Origin of the sequence: Pseudomonas sp. NBB, from assembly GCF_032701105.1 — a bacterium.
In the GTDB taxonomy this organism is placed as follows: Bacteria; Pseudomonadota; Gammaproteobacteria; order Pseudomonadales; family Pseudomonadaceae; genus Aquipseudomonas; species Aquipseudomonas asiatica.
In genome coordinates this window covers 2,940,541-2,962,453 of sequence record NZ_CP103994.1, presented here as the reverse complement: position 1 = coordinate 2,962,453, position 21,913 = coordinate 2,940,541, and the positions used below count along the sequence as shown (strand labels likewise).

Annotated in this window: 26 protein-coding genes and 2 pseudogenes; 9 read left to right on the top strand and 19 right to left on the bottom strand. The window is 60.8% G+C overall.

Features of this window, described 5'->3' with window-relative positions; genetic code table 11:
• Positions 1 to 8: 8 nt before the first annotated feature.
• Positions 9 to 962, bottom strand: a complete 954-nt coding sequence (locus tag NY023_RS13975; RefSeq protein ID WP_013972594.1) for a GlxA family transcriptional regulator — start codon at positions 960 to 962, stop codon at positions 9 to 11.
• A 106-nt stretch (positions 963 to 1,068) separates the two neighbouring features.
• Here NY023_RS13975 and NY023_RS13970 point away from each other — a divergent pair, with 106 nt between their 5' ends.
• The 3 genes from NY023_RS13970 to NY023_RS13960 all read left to right on the top strand — a co-directional run bounded on the left by NY023_RS13970 (position 1,069) and on the right by NY023_RS13960 (position 3,879).
• A complete protein-coding gene (locus NY023_RS13970; RefSeq protein ID WP_015270283.1) occupies positions 1,069 to 1,866 on the top strand; it encodes an SDR family NAD(P)-dependent oxidoreductase in 798 nt (265 codons plus the stop codon).
• A gap of 20 nt (positions 1,867 to 1,886) precedes the next feature.
• Positions 1,887 to 2,651 carry an SDR family oxidoreductase gene (locus tag NY023_RS13965; RefSeq protein WP_013972592.1) on the top strand — a complete coding sequence of 255 codons (765 nt, stop codon included), beginning with the start codon at positions 1,887 to 1,889 and terminating at the stop codon, positions 2,649 to 2,651.
• A gap of 220 nt (positions 2,652 to 2,871) precedes the next feature.
• Positions 2,872 to 3,879 (top strand): zinc-binding alcohol dehydrogenase family protein, encoded by a 1,008-nt coding sequence (locus NY023_RS13960; protein WP_013972591.1) that lies wholly within the window; start codon positions 2,872 to 2,874, stop codon positions 3,877 to 3,879.
• A gap of 49 nt (positions 3,880 to 3,928) precedes the next feature.
• Here NY023_RS13960 and NY023_RS13955 read toward each other — a convergent pair whose 3' ends face one another.
• The 10 genes and pseudogenes from NY023_RS13955 to NY023_RS13910 form a co-directional block, all read right to left on the bottom strand.
• Positions 3,929 to 4,903, bottom strand: coding sequence for a LysR family transcriptional regulator (locus NY023_RS13955; protein WP_013972590.1), 975 nt, complete (start codon positions 4,901 to 4,903; stop codon positions 3,929 to 3,931).
• 83 nt (positions 4,904 to 4,986) lie between these two features.
• Entirely contained in the window at positions 4,987 to 5,793 is an 807-nt protein-coding gene (locus NY023_RS13950; protein ID WP_013972589.1) for a DUF3618 domain-containing protein, read from the bottom strand.
• Positions 5,790 to 6,218, bottom strand: coding sequence for a phage holin family protein (locus NY023_RS13945; protein WP_024087114.1), 429 nt, complete (start codon positions 6,216 to 6,218; stop codon positions 5,790 to 5,792). Before NY023_RS13945 ends, NY023_RS13950 begins: the two co-directional genes overlap by 4 nt.
• Positions 6,218 to 6,805 (bottom strand): hypothetical protein, encoded by a 588-nt coding sequence (locus NY023_RS13940; protein ID WP_013972587.1) that lies wholly within the window; start codon positions 6,803 to 6,805, stop codon positions 6,218 to 6,220. The genes NY023_RS13945 and NY023_RS13940 overlap by 1 nt, the downstream gene beginning before the upstream one ends.
• Positions 6,806 to 7,046: 241 nt before the next feature.
• Positions 7,047 to 7,571 carry a hypothetical protein gene (locus NY023_RS13935; protein WP_013972586.1) on the bottom strand — a complete coding sequence of 175 codons (525 nt, stop codon included), beginning with the start codon at positions 7,569 to 7,571 and terminating at the stop codon, positions 7,047 to 7,049.
• A gap of 106 nt (positions 7,572 to 7,677) precedes the next feature.
• Positions 7,678 to 7,974, bottom strand: coding sequence for a DUF6555 family protein (locus tag NY023_RS13930; RefSeq protein ID WP_024087113.1), 297 nt, complete (start codon positions 7,972 to 7,974; stop codon positions 7,678 to 7,680).
• A 112-nt stretch (positions 7,975 to 8,086) separates the two neighbouring features.
• Positions 8,087 to 8,800: pseudogene (locus NY023_RS13925) on the bottom strand (DUF72 domain-containing protein).
• The gene (locus NY023_RS13920; RefSeq protein WP_013972584.1) at positions 8,800 to 9,096 is read right to left on the bottom strand and encodes a hypothetical protein; all 297 of its coding nucleotides are present in this window, start codon (positions 9,094 to 9,096) and stop codon (positions 8,800 to 8,802) included. The pseudogene NY023_RS13925 and the gene NY023_RS13920 overlap by 1 nt, the downstream one beginning before the upstream one ends.
• Positions 9,097 to 9,114: 18 nt before the next feature.
• On the bottom strand, positions 9,115 to 9,333 hold the full coding sequence (locus NY023_RS13915) for a hypothetical protein (protein ID WP_013972583.1): 219 nt from the start codon (positions 9,331 to 9,333) through the stop codon (positions 9,115 to 9,117).
• A gap of 100 nt (positions 9,334 to 9,433) precedes the next feature.
• A complete protein-coding gene (locus NY023_RS13910; RefSeq protein WP_013972582.1) occupies positions 9,434 to 9,967 on the bottom strand; it encodes a cupin domain-containing protein in 534 nt (177 codons plus the stop codon).
• Positions 9,968 to 10,106: 139 nt separating this feature from the next.
• On the opposite strand from NY023_RS13910, the gene NY023_RS13905 reads away from it, so the two are divergent.
• Both NY023_RS13905 and NY023_RS13900 read left to right on the top strand, forming a co-directional pair.
• Positions 10,107 to 11,894 (top strand): thiamine pyrophosphate-requiring protein, encoded by a 1,788-nt coding sequence (locus NY023_RS13905; protein WP_013972581.1) that lies wholly within the window; start codon positions 10,107 to 10,109, stop codon positions 11,892 to 11,894.
• Between the two features lie 87 nt (positions 11,895 to 11,981).
• Positions 11,982 to 12,848: a patatin-like phospholipase family protein gene (locus NY023_RS13900; protein ID WP_013972580.1), complete on the top strand. Its 867-nt coding sequence runs from the start codon at positions 11,982 to 11,984 to the stop codon at positions 12,846 to 12,848.
• A 22-nt stretch (positions 12,849 to 12,870) separates the two neighbouring features.
• Here the strand turns inward: NY023_RS13900 and NY023_RS13895 are convergent, their stop codons facing one another.
• Together NY023_RS13895 and NY023_RS13890 are read right to left on the bottom strand one after the other, a co-directional pair.
• On the bottom strand, positions 12,871 to 13,329 hold the full coding sequence (locus NY023_RS13895) for a MaoC family dehydratase (protein ID WP_013972579.1): 459 nt from the start codon (positions 13,327 to 13,329) through the stop codon (positions 12,871 to 12,873).
• 100 nt (positions 13,330 to 13,429) lie between these two features.
• The gene (locus NY023_RS13890) at positions 13,430 to 14,320 is read right to left on the bottom strand and encodes a LysR family transcriptional regulator (RefSeq protein WP_013972578.1); all 891 of its coding nucleotides are present in this window, start codon (positions 14,318 to 14,320) and stop codon (positions 13,430 to 13,432) included.
• A gap of 127 nt (positions 14,321 to 14,447) precedes the next feature.
• Here NY023_RS13890 and NY023_RS13885 point away from each other — a divergent pair, with 127 nt between their 5' ends.
• Positions 14,448 to 15,278, top strand: a complete 831-nt coding sequence (locus NY023_RS13885; RefSeq protein ID WP_013972577.1) for an oxidoreductase — start codon at positions 14,448 to 14,450, stop codon at positions 15,276 to 15,278.
• A gap of 47 nt (positions 15,279 to 15,325) precedes the next feature.
• Here the strand turns inward: NY023_RS13885 and NY023_RS13880 are convergent.
• The 4 genes and pseudogenes from NY023_RS13880 to NY023_RS13865 form a co-directional block, all read right to left on the bottom strand.
• Positions 15,326 to 15,592, bottom strand: a pseudogene (locus NY023_RS13880) (LysR substrate-binding domain-containing protein); the annotation flags it as partial.
• 223 nt (positions 15,593 to 15,815) lie between these two features.
• A complete protein-coding gene (locus tag NY023_RS13875; protein ID WP_013972575.1) occupies positions 15,816 to 16,316 on the bottom strand; it encodes a peroxiredoxin in 501 nt (166 codons plus the stop codon).
• Positions 16,317 to 16,406: 90 nt separating this feature from the next.
• Positions 16,407 to 16,826 carry a DUF6691 family protein gene (locus NY023_RS13870; RefSeq protein WP_024087109.1) on the bottom strand — a complete coding sequence of 140 codons (420 nt, stop codon included), beginning with the start codon at positions 16,824 to 16,826 and terminating at the stop codon, positions 16,407 to 16,409.
• A 1-nt stretch (position 16,827) separates the two neighbouring features.
• Positions 16,828 to 17,265 carry a YeeE/YedE family protein gene (locus NY023_RS13865; protein WP_013972573.1) on the bottom strand — a complete coding sequence of 146 codons (438 nt, stop codon included), beginning with the start codon at positions 17,263 to 17,265 and terminating at the stop codon, positions 16,828 to 16,830.
• A gap of 238 nt (positions 17,266 to 17,503) precedes the next feature.
• On the opposite strand from NY023_RS13865, the gene NY023_RS13860 reads away from it, so the two are divergent.
• Positions 17,504 to 17,926, top strand: coding sequence for a hypothetical protein (locus NY023_RS13860; RefSeq protein ID WP_024087108.1), 423 nt, complete (start codon positions 17,504 to 17,506; stop codon positions 17,924 to 17,926).
• 18 nt (positions 17,927 to 17,944) lie between these two features.
• Here NY023_RS13860 and NY023_RS13855 read toward each other — a convergent pair whose 3' ends face one another.
• Together NY023_RS13855 and NY023_RS13850 are read right to left on the bottom strand one after the other, a co-directional pair.
• Positions 17,945 to 18,586 carry a dTMP kinase gene (locus NY023_RS13855; RefSeq protein ID WP_013972571.1) on the bottom strand — a complete coding sequence of 214 codons (642 nt, stop codon included), beginning with the start codon at positions 18,584 to 18,586 and terminating at the stop codon, positions 17,945 to 17,947.
• A 91-nt stretch (positions 18,587 to 18,677) separates the two neighbouring features.
• A complete protein-coding gene (locus NY023_RS13850; RefSeq protein ID WP_013972570.1) occupies positions 18,678 to 19,466 on the bottom strand; it encodes a helix-turn-helix transcriptional regulator in 789 nt (262 codons plus the stop codon).
• Positions 19,467 to 19,628: 162 nt separating this feature from the next.
• Between NY023_RS13850 and NY023_RS13845 the strand changes: the two genes are divergently transcribed.
• Together NY023_RS13845 and NY023_RS13840 are read left to right on the top strand one after the other, a co-directional pair.
• Complete coding sequence (locus NY023_RS13845) at positions 19,629 to 20,450, top strand: carbon-nitrogen hydrolase family protein (RefSeq protein WP_024087107.1); 822 nt, start codon at positions 19,629 to 19,631, stop codon at positions 20,448 to 20,450.
• A gap of 99 nt (positions 20,451 to 20,549) precedes the next feature.
• Complete coding sequence (locus tag NY023_RS13840; RefSeq protein ID WP_013972568.1) at positions 20,550 to 21,872, top strand: APC family permease; 1,323 nt, start codon at positions 20,550 to 20,552, stop codon at positions 21,870 to 21,872.
• The last annotated feature ends 41 nt before the right edge of the window (positions 21,873 to 21,913 follow it).

Genomic DNA, 21,913 nt, shown 5'->3' with positions numbered 1-21,913 from the left:
GTGCGTTGTCATTCAACCAATACGACCCGCCGGGCATCTCTTCGCACGGCTTGAGGCGGGACACCAAAACCACGAATGAACACCTCCCGCATGTGCCGACGGTCCCTGAACCCGGTTTCCTTCGCCACCACATCCAGGCTGTGGCGACTCTGCTCGATCATCAGGCGGGCAGCCTCGAGACGCAGGCTTTCCACAGCCTTGGCAGGTGACTGACCTGTCTCGGCAGTGAATACGCGGGTAAATTGTCGGGGGCTCAAATGCACGGACTCGGCGAGCTCTTCGACACTCAATGGACGGCTCAAATGCTTGCGCGCGTAATCCAGGGCGTTTTGTATCCGATCAGACTTCGGCGAAAGCGCCAGCAACTCGGAATGCTGCGATTGCCCTCCGGAGCGGCGCTGATGCATCACCAGCTTGCGTGCCACTGACCTGGCCATCTCGGTTCCCAGGTCTTTTTCCACCATACCCAGTGCCATGTCCAGGGCGGCGGTCATCCCGGCGGACGTCCAGATCTGCCCGTCCACAATGAAGATTCGGTCTTCTTCCACTTCGATCTTCGGGTGCAGTTCACGCAACTTTTTCGCATAGGCCCAATGTGTCGTGGCCCGCCGGTTGTCCAGCACGCCTGCCTGGGCCAACACGAAACAGCCGGTGCACAGACCGGCAGTGCGTCGAGCGCCATCGACAAAGCCTCTGACGCTGACCAGCACTTCCTCGCCTGGCGGAGTCAGCGGCGTCAGGGTTCCCGTGATCATCCAGGTATCAGCCAGACCAGGAGCGCCCAACGGCAGCGTGTCCATGTACATGCCCAGGGAAGAACGCACCGTGCCGCCGCCGATGGAAAAATTCTGGATCTTGTAAACCGTTTCGCCCGCGACAATGTTCGCGAACTCGAACACGGCCTGCGTCGCCAGCGACATGATCTGGAAACCTTCGGTGATGAGATAGCCGACCCGGTGCATGGTTGGAGCTCCACATTAGATGTCCTGAAAACGTACCATATGTGTCGTTTAAGACAAAGACGACCTTCTGCATCATGGGCTCCACATCCAACAACGGAGCATGACCATGAAGCAGCAATTCAAAGGCACTGCCCTCATCACTGGCGCCTCTACCGGCATCGGCTCGATCTACGCAGAACGCTTGGCGCGTCGGGGTTACGACCTGGTGCTGGTGGCCCGCAACCGGGAGCGCCTCAATACGCTGGCCAGCCGGCTGACTACGGAAACCCGGCAGAACGTGGAGGTGTTTCCGGCAGACCTGGCAAACACAGATGACCTGGCCAAGGTAGAGCGGAAATTGCGCGAGGACGCCAGTATCAGCCTGCTGGTGAACAACGCAGGCATAGGCACCCACACCAGCCTGCTGGAAAGTGATGTCGAGCGCATGGCTGAAATGATCACCCTCAACGTCACCGCCCTCACCCGCCTCACCTACGCGGCCATCCCCGGATTTGTCGCCCGTGCGCAAGGCGCCGTGATCAACATCTCGTCCGTTGTCAGCCTGGCGCCGGAGCTGCTCAATGGTGTGTACGGTGGCAGCAAGGCGTATGTCACCGCCTTTACCCAGTCCCTGCACAAGGAGCTTGCGGACAAAGGCATAAGGATCCAGGCAGTGCTGCCAGGAGCCACCGCCACCGACTTCTGGCAGATCGGCGGCTTGCCGGTCGAAAACCTTGATCCGGGCATCGTGATGTCGGCCCAGGACCTGGTGGACGGTGCCCTGCAGGACTTTGACGACGAGGTACTGATCTCTATCCCCTCGATGCATGACCTGAAGTCCTTCGAACGCTACGAGGCCAGCCGGCAAGCCCTGTTCGGCCAGTTGTCCAGCAATCAGCTTGCCCCTCGCTACAACGCCAACTGAACAATGCAAGGAGACGGATCATGAAACTTAGCGCAAACACCATTTTCATTACCGGCGGTACCTCAGGCATCGGCCGCGCCCTGGCCGAGGCATTCCACCAACGTGGCAATAAAGTGATCGTTGCGGGGCGCCGTCAGGCACTGTTGGATGAAATCGCCCAGGCCAACCCGGGGATCGATACAGTGCGCCTGGGCATCAATGATCCGCAGCAGATCAAGGAGGTGGCCCAGGATGTGATCCGCCGCCATCCTGCATTGAACGTGATCATCAACAATGCCGGCGTCATGCCGTTCGACAATCCGGCTTCCGGGGACCTCGACGACGAACAAGCAGTGAGCCTGCTGCAGACCAACCTGCTCGGCCCGGTGCGCGTCAGCGCGGCCTTCGTCGAGCACCTCAAGCGCCAACCGGATGCTTGCATCATCAATAACAGTTCGGTTCTGGCCTACCTGCCGCTAGCGGCCACCGCGTTGTATTCGGCGACCAAGGCCGCCATCCACTCCTACTCACTGTCGCAACGGTTCAGCCTGCGTGACACCAGCGTCAAGGTACTGGAAATTGCGCCCCCTTGGGTGGACACCGATCTGATTCACAAGAGCGGTGATGAGCGCGCCATGCCGCTGGATGATTTTATCCAGGAAACCTTGGTCAAGCTCGAATCCGCAACCACGGAAGTCCTGGTGGATCGTGTCGTCCCGCTGCGAGCCAACCAGGGCCTGAACGAACACGAACTGATTCACCAGTTCAACCTGGCGCTGGTTGAGAACCCGATCCCTGTTGCCTGACCCAATTCCCGAATCCCGACAACGTTGCGCAGTCTGTTGGCAACGTTCCACCACAAGGCTGCCGATTGCTGCCGCCCGGTCCAAGGGAGCCCTTTCAACCCGGGCGGCAGCTAGCCGATTTTCAGCGAAACGCGGAAAGTGTTCCGGCAATAGCCCGGTTTTTCAGGGGGGCCGACACGATTAGCCTGTTACCACTGTTTACCTGAAAGGTCACATCCCAATGAAAGCAATCGTCTACGACACCCCCGGCCTCCCGATCCAGGATTCCCGATCGTTGTACGAGCACGAACTGCCCAAACCCACGCCCGGCGCCAGGGACCTGTTGGTGGAAGTCAAAGCTATCGCAGTAAACCCGGTCGATACCAAGGTCAGAGCCAGCCGCAGCGGCGCCCATCCCCAGGTGTTGGGATGGGATGCCGTGGGCGTCGTTCGCGAGGTCGGCGCCGAGGTGTCGTTGTTCCAGCCTGGCGATGAAGTGTTCTACGCCGGCGCGATCGACCGCCCGGGCACTTACAGCGAATTTCACCTGGTCGACGAACGCATCGTCGGGCACAAGCCTCGTACTCTGGACAATGCCAGTGCCGCAGCCTTGCCGCTGACGTCCATCACCGCCTGGGAGCTGCTGTTCGACCGCCTGGGTGTTGAGGAAAATGGCGGCGCTGGCAAGAGCCTGCTGATCATCGGTGCCGGCGGCGGGGTTGGTTCGATCCTGGTACAGCTTGCACGCAAGCGTACCCAGCTCAAGGTGATCGGTACCGCGTCACGGCCTGAAACCCAGGCCTGGGTCAGCGAACTCGGAGCACATCACGTCATCGACCATTCGGCATCCTTTGCCCTGCAACTGGAGCAACTCCAGCTCAACCCAGTGGATTACGTGATCAGCCTGACTCACACCGATGCGTACCTCGCGCAGATCGTCGAAGTCCTGCGCCCACAGGGCAAGCTCGCGCTGATCGATGACCCTGAGCATCTTGATGTCGTGCCGTTCAAGCGCAAATCGCTGTCGGTGCACTGGGAGCTGATGTTCACCCGCTCGCTGTACCAGACCGAGGACATGATCAAGCAGCACCATCTGCTGGAGAAAGTCTCGGCGCTGGTCGACGAAGGGGTCATCAAGACCACCGTTGGCGAGCACTTCGGCAGCATCAATGCCAGCAACCTCAAACGCGCCCATGCCCTGATCGAAAGCGGCAAGGCAAAAGGCAAGATTGTCCTGGAAGGCTTCTGAGCATTCATCCAGTCAAGGTAACCAAGGCGGGGCCATGAGCCCCGTCAGCTTATCCATCAGCAGCGATGAGCTGCTCGAATCGCTCCGCCAGAAACGCTCTGAGCACCTGCACAGCAGGTGTGAGCGAGGTTCGATGAGCGCACACCAGTTGCAACGGCGCAGGTTGGCCGTAATCCCAAGGAAACAACTCGACCAGCCGCCCAGCGCGTATGTCCGCCAGAACGTCCAGCCTGGATTTGTAAACGATCCCCAATCCTTCAACACCCCAGCGCCGAACGACATCGGCGTCATCGCTCAAGCGGTCGCCTGTAACCTGGACGGTCTTGATTCCATCGGGCAAATGGAAGCTCCATCGCTCGTAAGTCTGCTCGCCCATCACATAGCGCAGGCAATTATGCCTGCCCAGGTCTTCCAGAGCGTCTGGCGCCCCATGTCGTGCCAAGTAACGAGGTGAGGCGCAGACCGTTCTGCGATTCCCTGGGGCGAGCATCAGTGAAACTAGGCTGGAGTCTGCCAGTTGCCCATACCTGATACTCGCATCCAGTTGCTGGCCGACAAGGTCGGCCACCTGATCGCTGACCCGCAGTTGCAGCGTCACCTTGGGGTTCAACCGCTGGAAATCGTCGAGCCAGGGCAGCAGCAGATTCCTGCCAATATCCGAAGGGATGGACAGGCGAAGTGTACCCGCGATCTCATCTCTCCCTTCGGTCAGCGCCACCTCACCGGCGTCCAGTGCGTCCAAGGCCTGACGGGCATGGGGCAGATATCGCTCGCCATCATCCGAGAGCCGCAAACGCCTCGTGGAGCGCACGAACAACCTGGCACCCAGGCTGCTTTCCAGTCGCTGGACAGCCCCGCTGGCCAAGGCCGGTGAAATATCCAACAACCTGGCCGCTGCCGAGAAGCTGCCGGCAAAGGCTGTTGTGACGAAGACCTGAAGATCATCAAACCGAACTGTTTTCTTCACTGTGGCGAATTCTTGACCTGGCGCGTGGGCCAAAGCGTAGCGACATTGCGCAGCCATTCCCAGCCTGGGCCTACAACATTCGTGATGAGCCGCCAGCCCTCTGCGCAGGCAGAGGGGCCGGCGACGCACATCCAGCGGGATCAGGAATTGAAGCCCAACCCTGAGGAAAGGTCGGAGTCTCCAGGCTTGCGCTCCGCCTGTGTCGACGCTTTACCACCCGCCTGATCGAGCGACTCTTCGACCGACGCCTTCACCTCGCGGCCCTTGGCCTTGAGCGTGTCGGTCAAGCGATCGCTGCTGGCGCCCATCAGCTGGTCTTCCTTGCGGGTACTGGGTAGCGCCGCCCCCAATGCCGCACCCAGCGCTATCCCCAAAGCGGCCAATACCAGCGGTTGCTCCTGAAGCAGATGATCGAACTGGCCCTTCAGAGCCGTGGCCTGATCTGCGGCTTTATGTGCCGAATGGCGCAGGGTATCCGCAGAAGCCCCCACGGAGTCGCGAGCGCCGCTGCCAACTTCGCTGGCCCGATCGCGCATGTCATGGGCTTTCATGCGCACCTTCTGGCTAGCGTCGTGCACTGCCTCCCCCGCCTGCGCGAAAGCGCCCTTCACCGTGTCCACCGCGTCGCCGAGCTTTTCGCCCAACCCAGGCCCATGGTGCGCAGGCCCGGGGTTGAAGGGGCGGTTCTGGTTCAGGCCCAGCCAGGCCAGGCCCAATACCGTCAGGGTTGCGGGTACGGGGTTGTTCTTGAGGGTGGTGCCAAGGTTCTCGAAGAACTCGCCGCCATTGCCCTTGGCATAGGCCAGGACCCGGTCGACCATCTGGCCCGGGCTCAGGCGCTGTTCGAGGGCGTCCACCAGATCGCTGATGTGCTCGCGCTTGGCGTTGATTTCCTGCTCGAGCAAGTCAGGGTCTTTGTGCGCTTCATGTTCGAAGGAAGTGGTCATGGCAGTTTCCTCTTCAGCGTGTCCTTGTCCTGCTGCATGGCATGCAAGGTACGGTCAGGGGCCAGGTGCGTGGGTTCGAACCGTTTCTTGCCCGACTGCAACATGATGAACCCGATTACCAAGGTGACCGCGCCCACGATCAGGGCTGCCAGCCAGGGTTCGAGCACCGTCGCCAAGGCGTAGACTGCCGCCAGCAACAGGATGACGAAGCCCGCCAGCATCACGATCGCACCCGCTGCCACCGCAGCCGTGCCGGCCTTGAGGGTGGCGAGGTTCTGCTGCAGCTCTGCCTTGGCCAGCGCCAGCTCCTTGGTGAACAGGTCCGGTACTTCCCGCATCAGCTGGCGCAACAAACCGCCAACACCGACGGCGTCGTCTTCCGCCGTGTGCAAGCTCGGGGTGGTATGCAAGGGTTCTTTGTTCATCATTCACCTCCTTTGAGAGGATCGCGTTCGAACGGGCTGCCACTGACCGGCGTGCCTGCACCAGGGCCGACTGGGTCGACTGGGGTGAAAGGTTCACGGGTGGATACGTCGCTACCACGATCAGGCACTGGCTGCGCGGGGTGGGACTGTTGCCAATCACCGGACGACGCAGGGGTGGTGGACTCATGGCTGGTGCTGGCTCGCATGAAACGCGATACGGCAAACCCGATGGCGACGCTACCGGCCAGGAATAGCGCCGGGTTGCTCCTGGCCAACTGAGCACCACGCTGCAGCAGGCTTTCGGCACTTTCATGGCGTACCTGTTCGGCGAACTCACCCACGCACTCTGCTGCCTGGTTCAGGTACTGCGACAGCCCGAGACTGTCCTTGCCTTGCAGTGCAGCTGCCGCCGAACGCGCACCTTCCTCGAGCGAATCAAGCTGATCGGCTGCGTTATCGCGGTAATGTTCGAACTGCTCGCTGCCTTTGTGCCTGGCCTCGCCAAGCAGCGCACCGGCGTCGTCGATAAAGGCATGCTCCTGGGTGCTACCGGGTGGAGATGTCGAACTTTGATTGGTCTTGTCCATCGTTTCGCCCTCGAAGCTGATTGTTGGGTGAGTGCCGCTTTTATTGGGGCATTCATTCGAGGGACGCAGGTGAGGTGGCAGGAGTTCAGCGTTTGTGATCTATGACATTTGTCCAGAGGACCAAAGAAAATAGCGCAATCAATCTTGGTTGCTGGTACCGGAGCAGAGGCTTTGCATGTGGCGGTAATCAGCGTCGACAACGATCGCAGCACCGCCTTGTAAGGGGGTGCAGCTGTGCTGCTCACGCCAGCTGGATGAAGACCGCGTAGATACCGAGAACCATCCAGAAGACCAGGAATATCCAAGGCGTACGCAGCGAAAACAACAACGACTTACGGTGCCCGGCCTCTGAAATTTCAGCCTCACTGAACAATGGCGATTCGTCATACGCCAGCCCCATCAATGGCTCGCTGCGCAGCAGGTGGCTCTGTTTCACTTGCCAATGCTCGATGATCTTGTAGGCCGCGCGAATACCCGGCCAGGCATTGAGTGAACTCAATACGCCCAGCAATGCGAGAAACGGGGGAACCACCAGCGTGAACATCTCGCCCCAGCTCTGGTTGAGGTTACTCATTGACGACACGAAGGCGATCACCAGAAACGACTGGGCAGCTAGATAGGCGTCAGTGCGGTTGGCAAGGATGCTGGTCTCGTACTGGATTTCACGGCGGTAGAAATCCAGGCGTTCCTTTGGCGAGCCGAACATGCGGGCGTTCCGCTCGCTGATCTCGTGTTCAGGGGTGCCTGGAGTGATGATTTGCGGCACGTACTGGCTCCTGAAAGTGAGAGTGGTGATGCCTCGAAACTTGGGAAGCGAACCCATGAGCGCAAGCCTGCCTGAAGATTTCAGGCAGGCTTGCGCACAACAAGCTTCAGGTATTGCCGGTACCGCTATTGGAGAACTTCTTTACATCAATGGTCGGTGCGACGAATTCCGGCCCGTCGCCCGATACCCGCCAGCGCACATTGTTGATGCCGTAGCGCTCAGCCATCGGCCGGCTGACCTTCTTGATCTTGTGCTGGCCGAACCGTGGAATGATACCCACGCCGGCATCGCAACTTGCCCAGTGCCAGGCTTCGGCGTTGTCCATACGCTCGAGCCGGATGATGAAGGTGCGAAATTCCCCATGAAGCTCGTACTCGATCACATACAACTGCTGTCCAGCCATTGCACTCTCCTTCACCAATTCAGACTAATGGAGCGAGCAACGTGTAAAAAGATTCATTAATTTTGACTGGTTGGTCATCGCTCTTTTCCATCGCCATGCTTCCATCACTTCCTCAGCGCAAATGCCGCTCCAGAGCCAGTGCATTGGCTATCGCAGCACCGGAGGCGGTGTTGTCGAAAATGCACCAGGTGGGCACTCCGGCGGCAAGGCTGTACCGCAAGTGTTCAGCCAGACGCTGCAGATATTCGTCGGGATACTCGCTGTGGTAGATCCTCGGTTCGCCATGCAGGCGCCAGTAGACCAGCCCCGGCCAACCTCCCGGTTGCGCATCGGTAACGAAGCGCGACGGGCTCGCGGCAACCTGGGCGATGCGCAAATCGACCAGCATCGGCTGAGCCGATTGCCAGCTGGCGTGCCTGGGCTCCAGCGCTACCGGCCCGTCATACCGTTGCCGCAGGCTTTCGAAGAAACGTCGCGCATGCTGGGGGGCATGGCCAAGCGATGGCGGCAGTTGTACCAGCAGGCAACCCAGGCGGTCGCCCAACTGCCCGCATTGAGCAAGAAACCTGTCCAGCGCGTCCTCGCACCCGCAGAGCCGCTGCTAATGGCTGATGACCTTGGGCACCTTCACCGCAAAGCGGAAATGCTCTGGTACGGACGCAGCCCAACGGGCATAGGTTTCCGGGCGATGGGGCCGGTAGAAGGAACTGTTGATTTCCACCGCATTGAAGCGGGTGGCGTAGCGTTGCAGGTGGCTGCCGGGCTGCGCAAATGCCTCGGCGTAACGGCTCGACAGGCTCCAGCCAGCGCAACCCAGATAAATCATCAGCTACCGGCTGGTTCGCCACGCAACGCCTCGCCCTCACCCGCGACGCGCCGGGCATACCCCACACCCCACAGCAACGCACGCCTCATGGTTTCCCCCGCGCGTTGGTCATAGATCCGTTCGCACAGCACCGAACCGTCAGTGCGATAGACGCCAATGAACAACTGCGTGGCGCCTGTGCGTGACAAGCGCGTCTGCACTTCCAGGCAAGTGCCGGTGCCGAGCGTTTCCTCATGGGTTTGATGGTGCAGGATCGGGTCGCACCACTTTCTATAGGTTTCACCTCTTCTTTTCATCTGCCAGCCCTCACCTCTTCACGGTTGCTGATAATGCCCCGGCGACGTGCCTGGCTCATGGTCGTGCTCCAGACGTTGCACCTGCACGTCAGTGAAAGATGACGCTTCGTTGCGGTGCAGGCCTTGGAGGTAATCGCGCGCTGCTTCGCGGCTAAGGTCTTCCTGGTCGCTGCGCAATTCGCAGGTGCCGGGTTGGTTGTCGAGGATGTAGCTGATCAGGTACAGGTACTGGGCCATCGCTGTAACTCCTGCTGGCTGAATGAAATCGGGCGACTCAGCTCGATTGATCCTGGCTTGAGTGCAGCCGTTCAGCAGGGGCGACGACCGGCTCAGGCACTCAGCGCCAGGCCGCCATCAGGGCACCACGCGTGCCGTTGACCGGGTCTTGTGCGGGGCCGGGCACGGAGGCGATTCGCGCCAGCGTCTGCTGGTGCGCTGCGCTTTCTGGGCGCTGGATATCGTAGTTTTCCTGCCCCTTGGGATAGGCGCCGACCACCAGAAAATCATCGCTGCTCTCGACGCAGCGATGGCCAGTTCCTGCCGGCAGTACCAGTACGTCGCCGCACTTCACGCTTATGGTCTGCCCCGCTTCGCCGCCCAGCGTCACCCGCGCCCGGCCGCATGCGATGCCCAGAACTTCATGAGCATTGGGGTGAAAGTGATGGTAATCGAAGATCCCACCGCGCCACAGCGGCACCCACTGGTGTGCGGTGAACAGCGCCTCGAAGGCACTGGCGCAGTCTTGCGACGGGTTGAGTTGCAAGCGGTACAGCAATACCGGGAAACGGCTGTTCGGCGTTGCACCGTCGTCCTTGAAATACAAGGTCTGCACGGTGGCACCCGCAGTGTCTGTCGCATTCATGTCGAGCATCCTGATCCTGTTGTCCGTTCACTTGCGAACCCGATGGCTCATGCAAGGTTCCAGTCGGTAGACCAGTGCGCACACGCTTGAAACTTTCCCGATCCGCGCCAAGTCCAGACCCCTATCGGTCACAGGACGGGAGAAGGCAATGACCAGCACGGTAGGCGACTTTCTGGTGGAGCGCATGTATCAATGGGGGGTGCGGCGCATCTTCGGTTACCCCGGCGACGGCATCAATGGGGTATTTGGGGCGTTGAGCCGGGCCGAGGGCAAGATCCAGTTCATCCAGGCACGCCACGAGGAAATGGCAGCCTTCATGGCCAGCGCCCATGCCAAGTTCACCGGCGAATTGGGCGTGTGCATTGCCACCTCCGGCCCCGGCGCTTCACATCTGCTTACCGGCCTGTATGACGCGCGCATGGATCACCAGCCGGTGCTGGCCATCGTCGGTCAGCAGGCGCGAGCAGCGCTTGGCGGGCATTACCAGCAGGAGCTGGACCTGCTGTCGATGTTCAAGGACGTCGCAGGTGCCTTCGTCCAGCAGGCTTCGACCCCGGAACAGGTGCGCCACTTGCTCGATCGCGCCGTACGTACCGCCGTCGGCGAACGCCGGGTCACCGCCATCATCCTGCCCAACGACCTGCAGGACCTGCCCTACCACGAACCACCGAAAGCCCATGGCACGGTGCATTCCGGCATCGGCTACAGCAGGCCCAGGGTGGTGCCTTTCGAGCAGGACCTGCAACGTGCCGCCGAGGTACTCAACGCTGGACGAAAAGTGGCGATCCTGGTCGGAGCCGGTGCACTGCAAGCCACCGAACAGGTGATCGCGGTAGCTGAAACGCTTGGTGCAGGCGTGGCCAAGGCGCTGCTGGGCAAGGCCGTAGTGGCAGACAACCTGCCCTGGGTCACCGGCGCCATCGGGCTGCTAGGTACCGAACCGAGTTATCGGTTGATGAGCGAATGCGACACCTTGCTGATGATAGGTTCCGGCTTCCCCTACGCCGAGTTCCTGCCTGAGGAAGGCCAGGCCCGTGGCGTGCAGATCGATTTGCAGCCAGACATGCTCAGCCTGCGCTACCCCATGGAGGTCAACCTGGTCGGTGACGCCAGCGAAACGCTGCGGGCACTGCTGCCATTGCTCGAACACAAGACCGAGCGCCGTTGGCGCGACAAGGTTGAAGGCTGGCGCGCAGACTGGGACAAGACCCTGCAGAAACGCGCCTTGGTAAAGGCCGACCCGATCAACCCCCAGCGCGTGGTGCACGAACTCTCCCCTCGCCTGCCCGACCACGCCATCGTCACCAGCGACTCCGGGTCCTGCGCCAACTGGTTTGCCCGCGACCTGCAGATACGCCAGGGCATGCAGTGTTCGTTGTCCGGTGGCCTGGCCAGCATGGGCGCGGCGGTACCCTATGCCATCGCCGCCAAGTTCGCCCATCCGCAGCGCAGCGTGGTGGCATTGGTGGGTGACGGGGCGATGCAGATGAACAACCTGGCCGAGCTGATCACCGTCGCCAAGTACTGGCGCCTGTGGGAAAACCCCCAGTGGATCTGCGCGGTGTTCAACAACGAAGACCTCAACCAGGTGACCTGGGAACAACGGGTAATGGAGGGCGACCCCAAGTTCGAGGCCTCACAGGCGATTCCTGATGTGCCCTACCACCTGTTCGCCATCTCCATCGGTTTGCAAGGCATCTATGTGGAACGCGAAGAAGACATTGCCGGCGCCTGGGAGCGAGCCCTGGCGGCTGACCGGCCGGTGTTGATCGAGTTCAAGACCGATCCGGACGTACCTCCCTTGCCGCCGCACATCAAGCTTGAACAGGCGAAGAAGTTCGCCAGCAGCCTGCTCAAGGGCGACCCGGACCAGGCTGGGGTCATCGTGCAGACGGCCAGGCAAGTTCTCGGTTCGGTATTGCCGGGCAAGAAATGAGATGTGCGCGGCACTGGCAGCAACCAGCCCCGCCGGCACCCGGCCAACTACACTCAGTCGACACACGTCTGCGCAGAGACAGCAATCATGCCTACGCAAACCGCAATCGTGTTCGCTGGCGGCGGCAGTCTGGGTGCGGTCCAGGTGGGGATGCTGCGGGCCCTGGTCGAAGCCGAAGTCCAGTTCGACATGGTGGTTGGCGCCTCGGTAGGCGCCATCAACGGTGCCTACTTTGCAGCAAGGCCCAACGCTCAGGGTGTCGAGACACTCGCCGAATTCTGGCGGGGCCTGAGCAGAACCGACATCTTTCCGTTGTCCTGGCTCGATACCTGCCGAGGCCTGCTCAAACGGCGTGGTTTCCTGCTGCAACCAGCGGCCTTGCACCGATTGCTTGGCAAGGCGCTGCCGATCCATCGCATCGAGGATGCGAAACTGCCCCTGCATATCGTCACCACCGACCTGCTAAGTGGTGCCGAGACAGTGCTACGCAATGGCGAGCTCGAGCAGGCGCTACTGGCCAGCGCCGCGATACCGCTGGTGTTCCCTTGCGTGCAGATCGGCGGCCAGTTCCTGGTGGATGGCGGTGTGGCAAGCAACACGCCTATTTCGACTGCCGTAGCGCTGGGCGCCAGCAATGTCGTGGTAATCCCCACCGGGCTCAGCTGCGCCTTGACTCAACCGCCCCGCGGCCTTGTCGCCCTGGCCTTGCACACTGTCAACCTGATGAGCATGCGCCAGCTTGTGAGTGACATCGAACACTTCCGCACGCTCACCAGTCTGCATATCGTTCCGCCCTTGTGCCCGGTCGATGTCTCGGTATTCAACTTCGACCAGACCGAGTCGTTGCTGGAGCGGGCCTATGAGCAGACGCTTCGGTGGCTGGACCACGGCGGGCTCGAACGGACCAAGGTGCCGGGTGCCCTGACCGTTCACTCGCATGCCCATGAGCATTGAATGATGTGGACAGTTCGGGGCCTTACGCATCTGCCCGGCGAAACACCAATACCCTTGAAACCGTGGTTTGGCATACGGCATCGTCCTGATTGAGCGTGATGCTCTCAAGGACAGCGAAGCCCCGGTCAGGCTTGGACTTCGACGCGGCAAGCTCCCTTATGGTTGTGGTCACTCGCAACAGGTCACCTGGTCGCACGGCCCTTGGCCAGCTGATTTCGCTGCCGGCACCGATGAGCCCTCCAGCCACTGGAACACTCTCTACCAACAACCGCATCGTGACTGCGGATGTATGCCAGCCGCTAGCAGCCAGCCCAGCAAAAAAGGTTTCTTGGGCAGCATCGGGGTCCGTATGGAATGGCTGGGGGTCGAACTCCGAGGCGAAACTCAGGATCCGCTCCTGGGTCATTTCATACGAGCCGCTCATGAAGGACTCACCTACTTGCAAGTCCTCGAAAAAGAGCCTTTCAGGTGCAGAAGCCATGAGTTACCTCCGGGGTATGCAGGCAGCAACGGCAAAGCGAACGTCTGGAACTGGCGCCAGTTTAGCCCTTCCCTACCTGCCTCCAAAAGCCACGCTCACGCTAGCGCTGCTCCCGTACGAATTCGATGAAGGCCCTCAACGCCGCAGGCACCTGGCGGCGGCTCGGGTAGTACAGATACAGCCCCGGGTAGTAGTGACACCAGTCCTCCAGCACCTGCTGCAGATGGCCACGCTCCAGGTGCTCCTTGGCCATGTCTTCGAACACGTAGGCCAGGCCGAGCCCTTGCAAGGCAGGCGCCAGCATCAGGCTGACGTCACCCAATACCAAGGGCCCCTGGACATCGACCTCCAGTTGCACACCCCCGCGCTCGAACTCCCATCGATAAAGTGCGCCACCAGGGAAGCGGTGCCCGATGCAAGGTAGTTGCTTCAAGTCTTGCGGGTGCTGTGGAACAGGATATCGATCGAAAAACGCGGGCGCCGCTACCACCACCGAACGAAGGTAAGGGCCGATGGGCAGCGAAACCATGTCCGCCTGGAGTCGCTCCCCCAGGCGCACGCCAGCGTCAAAGCCGGTGCCCACCATGTCCACCAGCGCATCGTCACTGACGATTTCCAGGCGTATATCCGGATACGCCAGCAGAAAGCGATTGGCCAGTGGCAGTAGCGCGAGCTCTACTGCGGCGCGCCCGGCAGTGATACGCAGGTTGCCTGACGGTTTGTCGCGGAAGTTGTTGAGGTCCTCCAGCGCGTCGGCGATGTCCCGAAAGGCCGGTTGCAGCCTCTGGTAAAGACGCTCCCCGGCCTCGGTAAGCGCCACACTGCGCGTGGTGCGGTTGAACAGGCGAACATCAAGACGGGTTTCCAGAGCCCGCAGCGCATGGCTCAGGGCCGAGGGCGTAAGGCCCAGCTCGACTGCCGCGCGGCTGAAGTTCAGGTGGCGGGCAATGCACAGGAACAGGGACAGATCGGCGGTGCTGGTTGGCTTCATTACTGAAAGCTACTCAAAGGCCTATGTAATATTCATGGGATTATCACAGCAATCCGCAGATTTTAAAGTTCGCTCAACTCATCGAGAAGGCCCGCATGGTGCAGGGTCGGATACAGGAGGAGTTGACATGCGTACCTGGCTCATTACTGGCGCTTCCCGCGGTTTCGGCACCCTGATCGCCCAACAGGCCCTGGCAGCGGGTGACGCCGTCATCGCAACGGCGCGTAACCCGGAAGCCATCGAGGCTCGCCTTGGCCGGCACCCGAACCTGCTGGCCGTGCGCCTGGATGTGACCCGCGAAGAGGACGCCCACGCGGCGGTCGCTGCTGGCATCAAGCATTTCGGGCAAATCGACGTGCTGGTCAACAATGCCGGTTATGGCGTGCTCGGCGCGGTAGAAGAAACCAGCGCCAGCGAAACCGAACGGCTGTTCGCCACCAACGTTTTCGGGCTGCTCAACGTAACCCGCGCCGTACTGCCCCACATGCGTCGCCAACGCAGCGGCCACGTGATCAACATCTCGTCGCTCGGCGGCTACCAGGCCTACATGGGCTGGGGGGTGTACGGTTCGACCAAGTTCGCGGTCGAAGGCATCAGCGAAGCGATGCATCAGGAGCTGGCCCCCTTGGGGATCAAGGTGACCGTGGTCGAGCCGGGCTTCTTCCGTACCGACTTCCTGGATGACCAATCGCTGGTGAAGACAGCCTTGGAGCTGCCTGACTACGCAGCCACCGTCGGCGTCATGCGCCACCACGCCGAGGCGGCCAACCATGCCCAGCCCGGCAACCCTGCGAAGCTGGCCGAAGCCCTGCTGGCCCTGGTCAATGCAGCGAACCCGCCACTGCGCCTGGCGCTGGGCAGCGATGCCGTCGCGCGCATCGAGGCCAAGAACAGCGCGGTAGAGCAAGAGCTGGCCCAGTGGCGGGACCTGTCGCTCTCTACCGACTTTGCCGCGTAGCCGTCGCTGGCGTGCCAAACCTGAACCGGGGGCGCCGGTTCAGGTTGTCAGTGGCATTGAACAACCGCCTCGACAATCAGCTGGACCAAGAGCGTAACCTGCACGCTCAAGGCAACGTTTGCAGGGTGAACCAGGCCAATGTCGCGATGGAACGTGTGGGCGCCAAGATCATAGGCGCGCACGGAGGCAGGCCAGGCGTCCCGGCTGACTGTTTGTGGTACCAACGCTACCCCCACACCCTTCCCGACCAGTTCGGTGATGGCATCCAGTTCGTCCAGTTCGCACACGTCTCTGGTATTGAAATGAAATTGTCGGCGGAGGTTGATGGGCCTATTTCGTACCCGCTCTCATAGAACAACGCATGAATCATTGATTTAGCAGGGCCCTGTGGGAGCGGGTTCACCCGCGAACACCGGCGAAGCCGGTGCCAAGCACCGCATTGGATTCTTCGCGGGTAAACCCGCTCCCACAGCGGTACGCGAAACACCCGCATGCTCAGTTTTCAGCGAGACAGCGCATGCCTTCAGTGCTCACGAACTAACGCAGCAACGCCAACATGCTCGCAGCGTCGCTGCACTCGAACTTGCCGGGTGCTTCGACCGCAATGTGCCTGACCACCAAGTCGTCGACCAACATGGCATAGCGTTGCGAACGCCGCCCCATGCCGCGTGCCGATAGGTCCTGGATCAGGCCCAGCGCCTCGCTGAATTCACCATTGCCATCGCCAATCATCCTGACCTCCTCGCCCACCTGCAGGCTCGCGCCCCAGGCATTCATGACGAATGCATCATTGACCGAAACACAGAGAATTTCGGCAACCCCGGTAGCGAACAGGTCCTGGGCCGCGGCCACGTAGCCCGGTACATGCCGCTGCGAACAGGTAGGCGTGAAGGCACCAGGCAAGCCGAAGATCACCACTTTTTTCTGCTTGCAGCGCTCGTGCAGGGAAAACGCGTTCGGGCCGATTGCACAGCCGCCCTCGCCGTTGCTGTACTGGTAAAGCGTTACGTCGGGCAGTGTTTCGCCGGTCTTGATCATCGTTTTCTCCGTGGGGCGGTAAATGGCCAAGCATGATGCAGCATCCACCAAGGTGCGTACATACAGCGGTCTGGCCTGGAAAGCTGGATGTCAGCTACCACGACGCGCCTCAAGCCACTGGAACAACCCCATGCCAACCAGCATCGCAGCGACGAACAGCCAGGCCTGCCAGTACCCTGCAGGCAGCAGCACCAGGGCCGGCCCCGGGCAGATGCCCGCAAGCCCCCAGCCAATGCCGAATACCAGGCTGCCGCCGATAAGGCGGCGGTCCACATCACGTCGGCCAGGCAATTGCATCGCCCCACCCAGCAGGGCCGTTGGATGACCGCTCGCCCAGCGCATCGGTATCCATGCTGCGGCAATCGCCCCGATCATCACCAGCGCCAGCGAAGGGTCCCATTGCCCTGCGATGTCGAGAAAGCCGAGCACCTTGGCGGGGTCGGCCATGCCTGCCAGCAACAACCCCACGCCGAACAGCAGCCCGGCGATGAAACCACTGAACACTGGCATGTCACACCCCTTGTACGAGATGGCGGACCACATAAACCGTGGCAAAACCGGTAGCCATGAAGCACAGCGTTGCCACCGCCGAACGGGGTGACAGGCGCGACAGGCCACAGACGCCGTGGCCGCTGGTACAACCGCTGCCGTAGCGGGTGCCGAGCCCTACCAGCAGGCCCGCTGCGATGAGTGTCCAGGATGCCGTGGTGAAACGGGCTGACGGCAGCGTGGCAAATATCCCCCAAAGCAACGGGGCTGCCAGCAGCCCCAAAAGAAAGGCAAGCTTTTCTCTGCGCCCTTCCCCGCCTCGCTGCAGCATCGAACCGAGCAAACCACTGATTCCTGCAATACGGCCATTCACCACCGCGAACAGCCCAGCCCCCAGCCCGATCAACACACCACCAGCCAGCGCGGACCATGGTGTAAAGGCCAGCCAATCAATTGCCATCGTATTTCTCCCGGAACATGAACAAGAGAACAATTAACGGTTCAGTAAGAAAGCTGAAAAATACCACGACCCTATGCCGACAACTTCAATGAGATTAGCCAGCCTATTCAAAGTACATGAAGCTGCACTTGTTTGATGCAGGTCAAATTCGCGACCAGATGGCCGCCTAGACTGCAATCATCCAGGCATACCAAGGCCTCGAGGCACGTCGTATATATCCATAAAAGTGGAGTTCGCCATGCAAACGCAATTGAAGTTGGTTCTTGCTGTTGTTCTGGCCGGTAGTGCATTCATGGCGCATGCCGAAGCCAAAAATCAGGCTGGCGACGCCTCCACCAGCGCCCCAGCCGCCAGTACAACTTCCGAGTCGCCCATGCACAAGGCGATGAGCGAGCAAATGCACAAGATGCAGGTTGCTCATGACAAAGCCGCAGCCGCGAAGACCCCTGCCGAGCGCCAGGCCGCCATGCGCGAGGGCATGAAGACAATGAAGGAGAGCATGGCCATGCTGCACCAGCAACATGCTGCGGGCTGCATGGGTTCGGGCATGGGAATGTCGGGAGCCAAGGGTGGCATGGGTATGGGCGACGGAATGATGGACATGATGATGAAGATGATGGATCAGCAGTCGTCGATGATGGATATGCCCATGAAGCAGTAACCAGTACTTGCTGTTGTTTCAGCACTGATCGCACTGCGGTCGATGGCGTGGTCGAAGCACGCCATCGATCTCGGCCACTATCTGCCGCGTTGCATCCTCGATGGCCCCTTCATTACGGCACAATACCCAGCCGTGTTCCGCAACCGCACGCTCGAACGCTTCGGTACAGGCAACCTGCTCGACCAGGCTATGGATCACCGTACTGCCCAGCCCGCGCGTCCTTGCCGCGGCTCTTGCCCATGAAGTATCGGGGGCCGTGACGACCCCGACATGCAAATCGGGCACTTGCACATTTCGCTCGAGGTTCAGGCGCAGGATCTCGTCGAACGCCACGCTGCGGCGAAATGCGGCATCAGAAGGGTACCAGCGATCGATCAGGATGATGCTGCCCGCTGGCTGCCTGGGCAGCACGTGTCGGGAAATCCAGGCACGGCTTTCGGCGAAGCGCTCGCATACCCTCAATTCCAGGTCCCGGGAGGGGTTTCTGACCAGTTGATTGACAAGGGCCATGGTTTCCCCCCGGTAGGGGTCGCTTTTTTTCTCGCAAAGCCGGATCACTTTCTTGTTGTCAGCCCGCAAGGCTTTGGTAACCGCCTCCAGAAGCGTGGTCTTGCCGGTGCCCTTGGGCCCATCGATGGAAACAAACAGCGGGCGGGTCATTTTTAATTACCAGTCGAATCTGAAGATGCAGCGCAGGCCTGGGTGCCACAGTATTCATCACAAGCCAGTGGAGCCATACAGCTAGCCTGATTCAACCCAGCTGGGCCTGAAGAAACAGCGAAAAAAGCTCCGACTGCGATTTGATACCCAACTTGCTGTACATATGCTTGCGGTGCACTTTCACTGTCTCCACGGAGATTTCAAGCTTGCGCGCAATTTCTTTGCTGGAACACCCGCTCAGCATCAGCCGCCCCACCTCCAGCTCACGCCCGGTCAGCGGCGACTCCATCTGCTCGACCCTGTCCTCCATGCGGCTTTGCCAGTGCGGCGCAGGTTTGGTGGCCTCTTCCAGCAACTCCCGCTCGAACGTCATCCGCTGGCGCATCAGCGCAGTGACCCATGGCCGCAACAGTTCCAGCAGGGTGACCTGTTCGATGCTGAACCGGCGCTTGCTACCCAACGACAGGCACAGCGTGCGCTGCGCATCCAGCTGCACGTTGAACTGAATTTCATCGGCAACCACGTTAAGTCGGAAATAGCGCTGGTAGTAGTCCGTCTGCTCGAAACACTCAGGGGCCACATCCGCCAGGCGCACCAGGCCGGACACCGCAGCCTCTCGGCTAGCCACGTAGAAAGGGTCCAGCAGGTACAAGCCCTTCAGGTAGTCCTGGAACAGCGGGTCAGGGTTGCCGTCTGCACTGGGGCACTCGGCGAACACCTGCGGGCGCCCTGCGGAAAACAGCAGCGCAACCCAGCTGTCGCAGGCAACGTACTCGTTCAGCAACCGCACCAAGGCTGTCCAGAAGTGGTCCTTGTCGAGGGTTTCGATCAATTGGCCTACCGAGCGGTGCCAGGCGATGTCGTGCAGCGTAAAATTCATCCTCTACCCCTGTTGGGTTACCACGTGGGCGTAATACCCCCCGCCATGATGACCACCCCATAATCCGGGCTAGCTTACGCTGAGCGAACCTGTACCGGGATCGTTTTTTACACCCCATGCCGCCAGGGCATGGCGGTCGAAGCTGTTAGTCGAGGATTGGAAATGAAGGTAGAGCTTGTCCAACTGGCCGGTCGCGATGGCGATACCGCGTACAACCTGCAGCGCACCATCGAAGCGATCGGCAACTGCGGCGCCGATACCGATCTGCTGGTCTTCCCGGAAACCCAGCTGATGGGCTTCCCAACCGAAGAAAACATCGGCCGCATCGCCGAGCCACTGGATGGCCCGAGCATCACGGCAGTCCAACAGGCCGCACAAGCGCAGAATGTTGCCGTAGTCGTCGGGATGGCCGAAGCCGCAGACGACGGCCGTTTCTACAACACCACCGTGCTGGTCACGCCTGAAGGCGTAGCGCTCACCTATCGCAAAACCCACCTTTGGGCATCGGACTGCGGGGTTTTCACCCCAGGCGACCGTTTTGCGACAGCCCTGTTCAAAGGCATCCGTGTCGGCCTGCTGATCTGCTTTGACATCGAATTCCCGGAAACCGCCCGTGCCCTGGGGCAGCTGGGCGCAGAACTGATCATCATCACCAACGGCAACATGGACCCGTACGGGCCCACCCACAGAACCGCCATCACCGCACGCGCCATGGAAAACCAGGCCTTTGCGGTCATGGTCAACCGCGTGGGTGATGGTGATGGCGGCCTGGTCTTCGCCGGCGGCAGTGCCGTCGTCGACCCGTACGGCCAGTTGCTGTGCGAAGCCGGCCGTGGCGAGTGCCGGATAACCGTCGAGCTGGCCATGGACCAACTGCAGCAGTCACGGCGCGATTACACCTACATCGCCCAGCGCCGCATCCAGCTGCCGGGTGAACAGGTCGAGCACGCCAACGGTCTTCGCGAACTGATCATCCCCTCCTGAAAATTCCACCCTTCCAGGCTCTATTACTGGAATGCAAGGCCGCCAGGGACGGCAGCGTGTTCGACTCTGAATAACAATCACAAGCTGGAGCAAGCAGTAATGGCCACACTCAAGCGAACGCTTTCGCTGGGCTCGGTGGTGCTTTTCGGCATCGCCTACATGACCCCCATCATCGTCCTGGGCACATTCGGTATCCTGGCCGAGACCACGGGAGGGAGGGTACCTGCAGCCTACCTCGCTGCAGCCATCGCCATGCTCTTTACAGCCTTGAGCTACGGCCACATGGCGCGCGCCTTCCCGGTCGCCGGGTCCGCCTATACCTACGTGCGCAAATCGATCAGCCCACAGCTGGGCTTCATCACCGGTTGGGCGGTGTTGCTCGACTACCTGTTCCTGCCCATGGCGATCTGGCTCATTGGCGCGGCCTATCTGCACTCGGCGTTCCCGGGCGTGCCACAAGCCATTTGGGTGTTGGCATTCATCGGCATCACAACAACGATCAATGTAATCGGCCTGCGGCTGGCCAAGACCGTCAATGGCCTGTTGATGTTCATTCAGCTGCTGGTGCTGGCGGCGTTCGTTGCACTGGCGGTGCACTATGTCTGGGGCGACCCCACGGTACCACTGTGGACACTCGAGCCGTTCTACAAGGAAGGCACCCAGTTGCCGCTGATCATGAGCGGTGCGGCGATTGCCTGCTATTCATTCCTGGGCTTCGACGCGGTCAGTACCCTGACCGAAGAAACCAAGGAACCACGCAAGAACATCCCGAAAGCCATCCTGCTGATCACCCTGATCGGTGGCGGGCTGTTCATCGCCTGCAGCTACTTCGTTCAGCTCGCTCACCCGTCCACCGACTTTGCCAACGCCGACGCGGCGGCTTATGAAATCGCCCAGAACATCGGTGGCGACATCTTCGTCAGCATCTTCCTGCTGGGGCTGATCGTCGGCCAGTTCACTTCTGGCCTGTCGGCGCAAGCCAGCGCCTCCCGGCTGCTGTATGCGATGGGGCGTGACGGAGTGCTGCCCAGGTCATTCTTCGGAAGGTTGAGCGAACGCTTCAGCACGCCGGTGCCCAGCATCATCCTGTGCGGGGTGGTCGCCCTGCTTGCCTTGCGCATGGACGTGACGACCTCCACCTCGTTCATCAACTTCGGTGCATTTCTCGCGTTCAGCCTGGTCAACCTGGCGGTGATCTTCCACTACTGGGTCGCCATGCAGCAGCGTGGTGCGAACGCGCTACTGATGTATCTCGCGTTCCCCTTGGTGGGCTTTGCATCCACGTTGTGGCTGATGGCAAGTCTTGATCACCTGGCGATCTACCTGGGGGCAGGCTGGCTCTGCCTCGGCGTGCTCTACCTGACGGTGATTACCCGTGGTTTCAAGCGCAAGCCCCCGGAGATGCACTTCGAGGAAGCCTGAGCTGTCCACTCAGGTCGATACGGCGCTTTGAGCGATGCTCT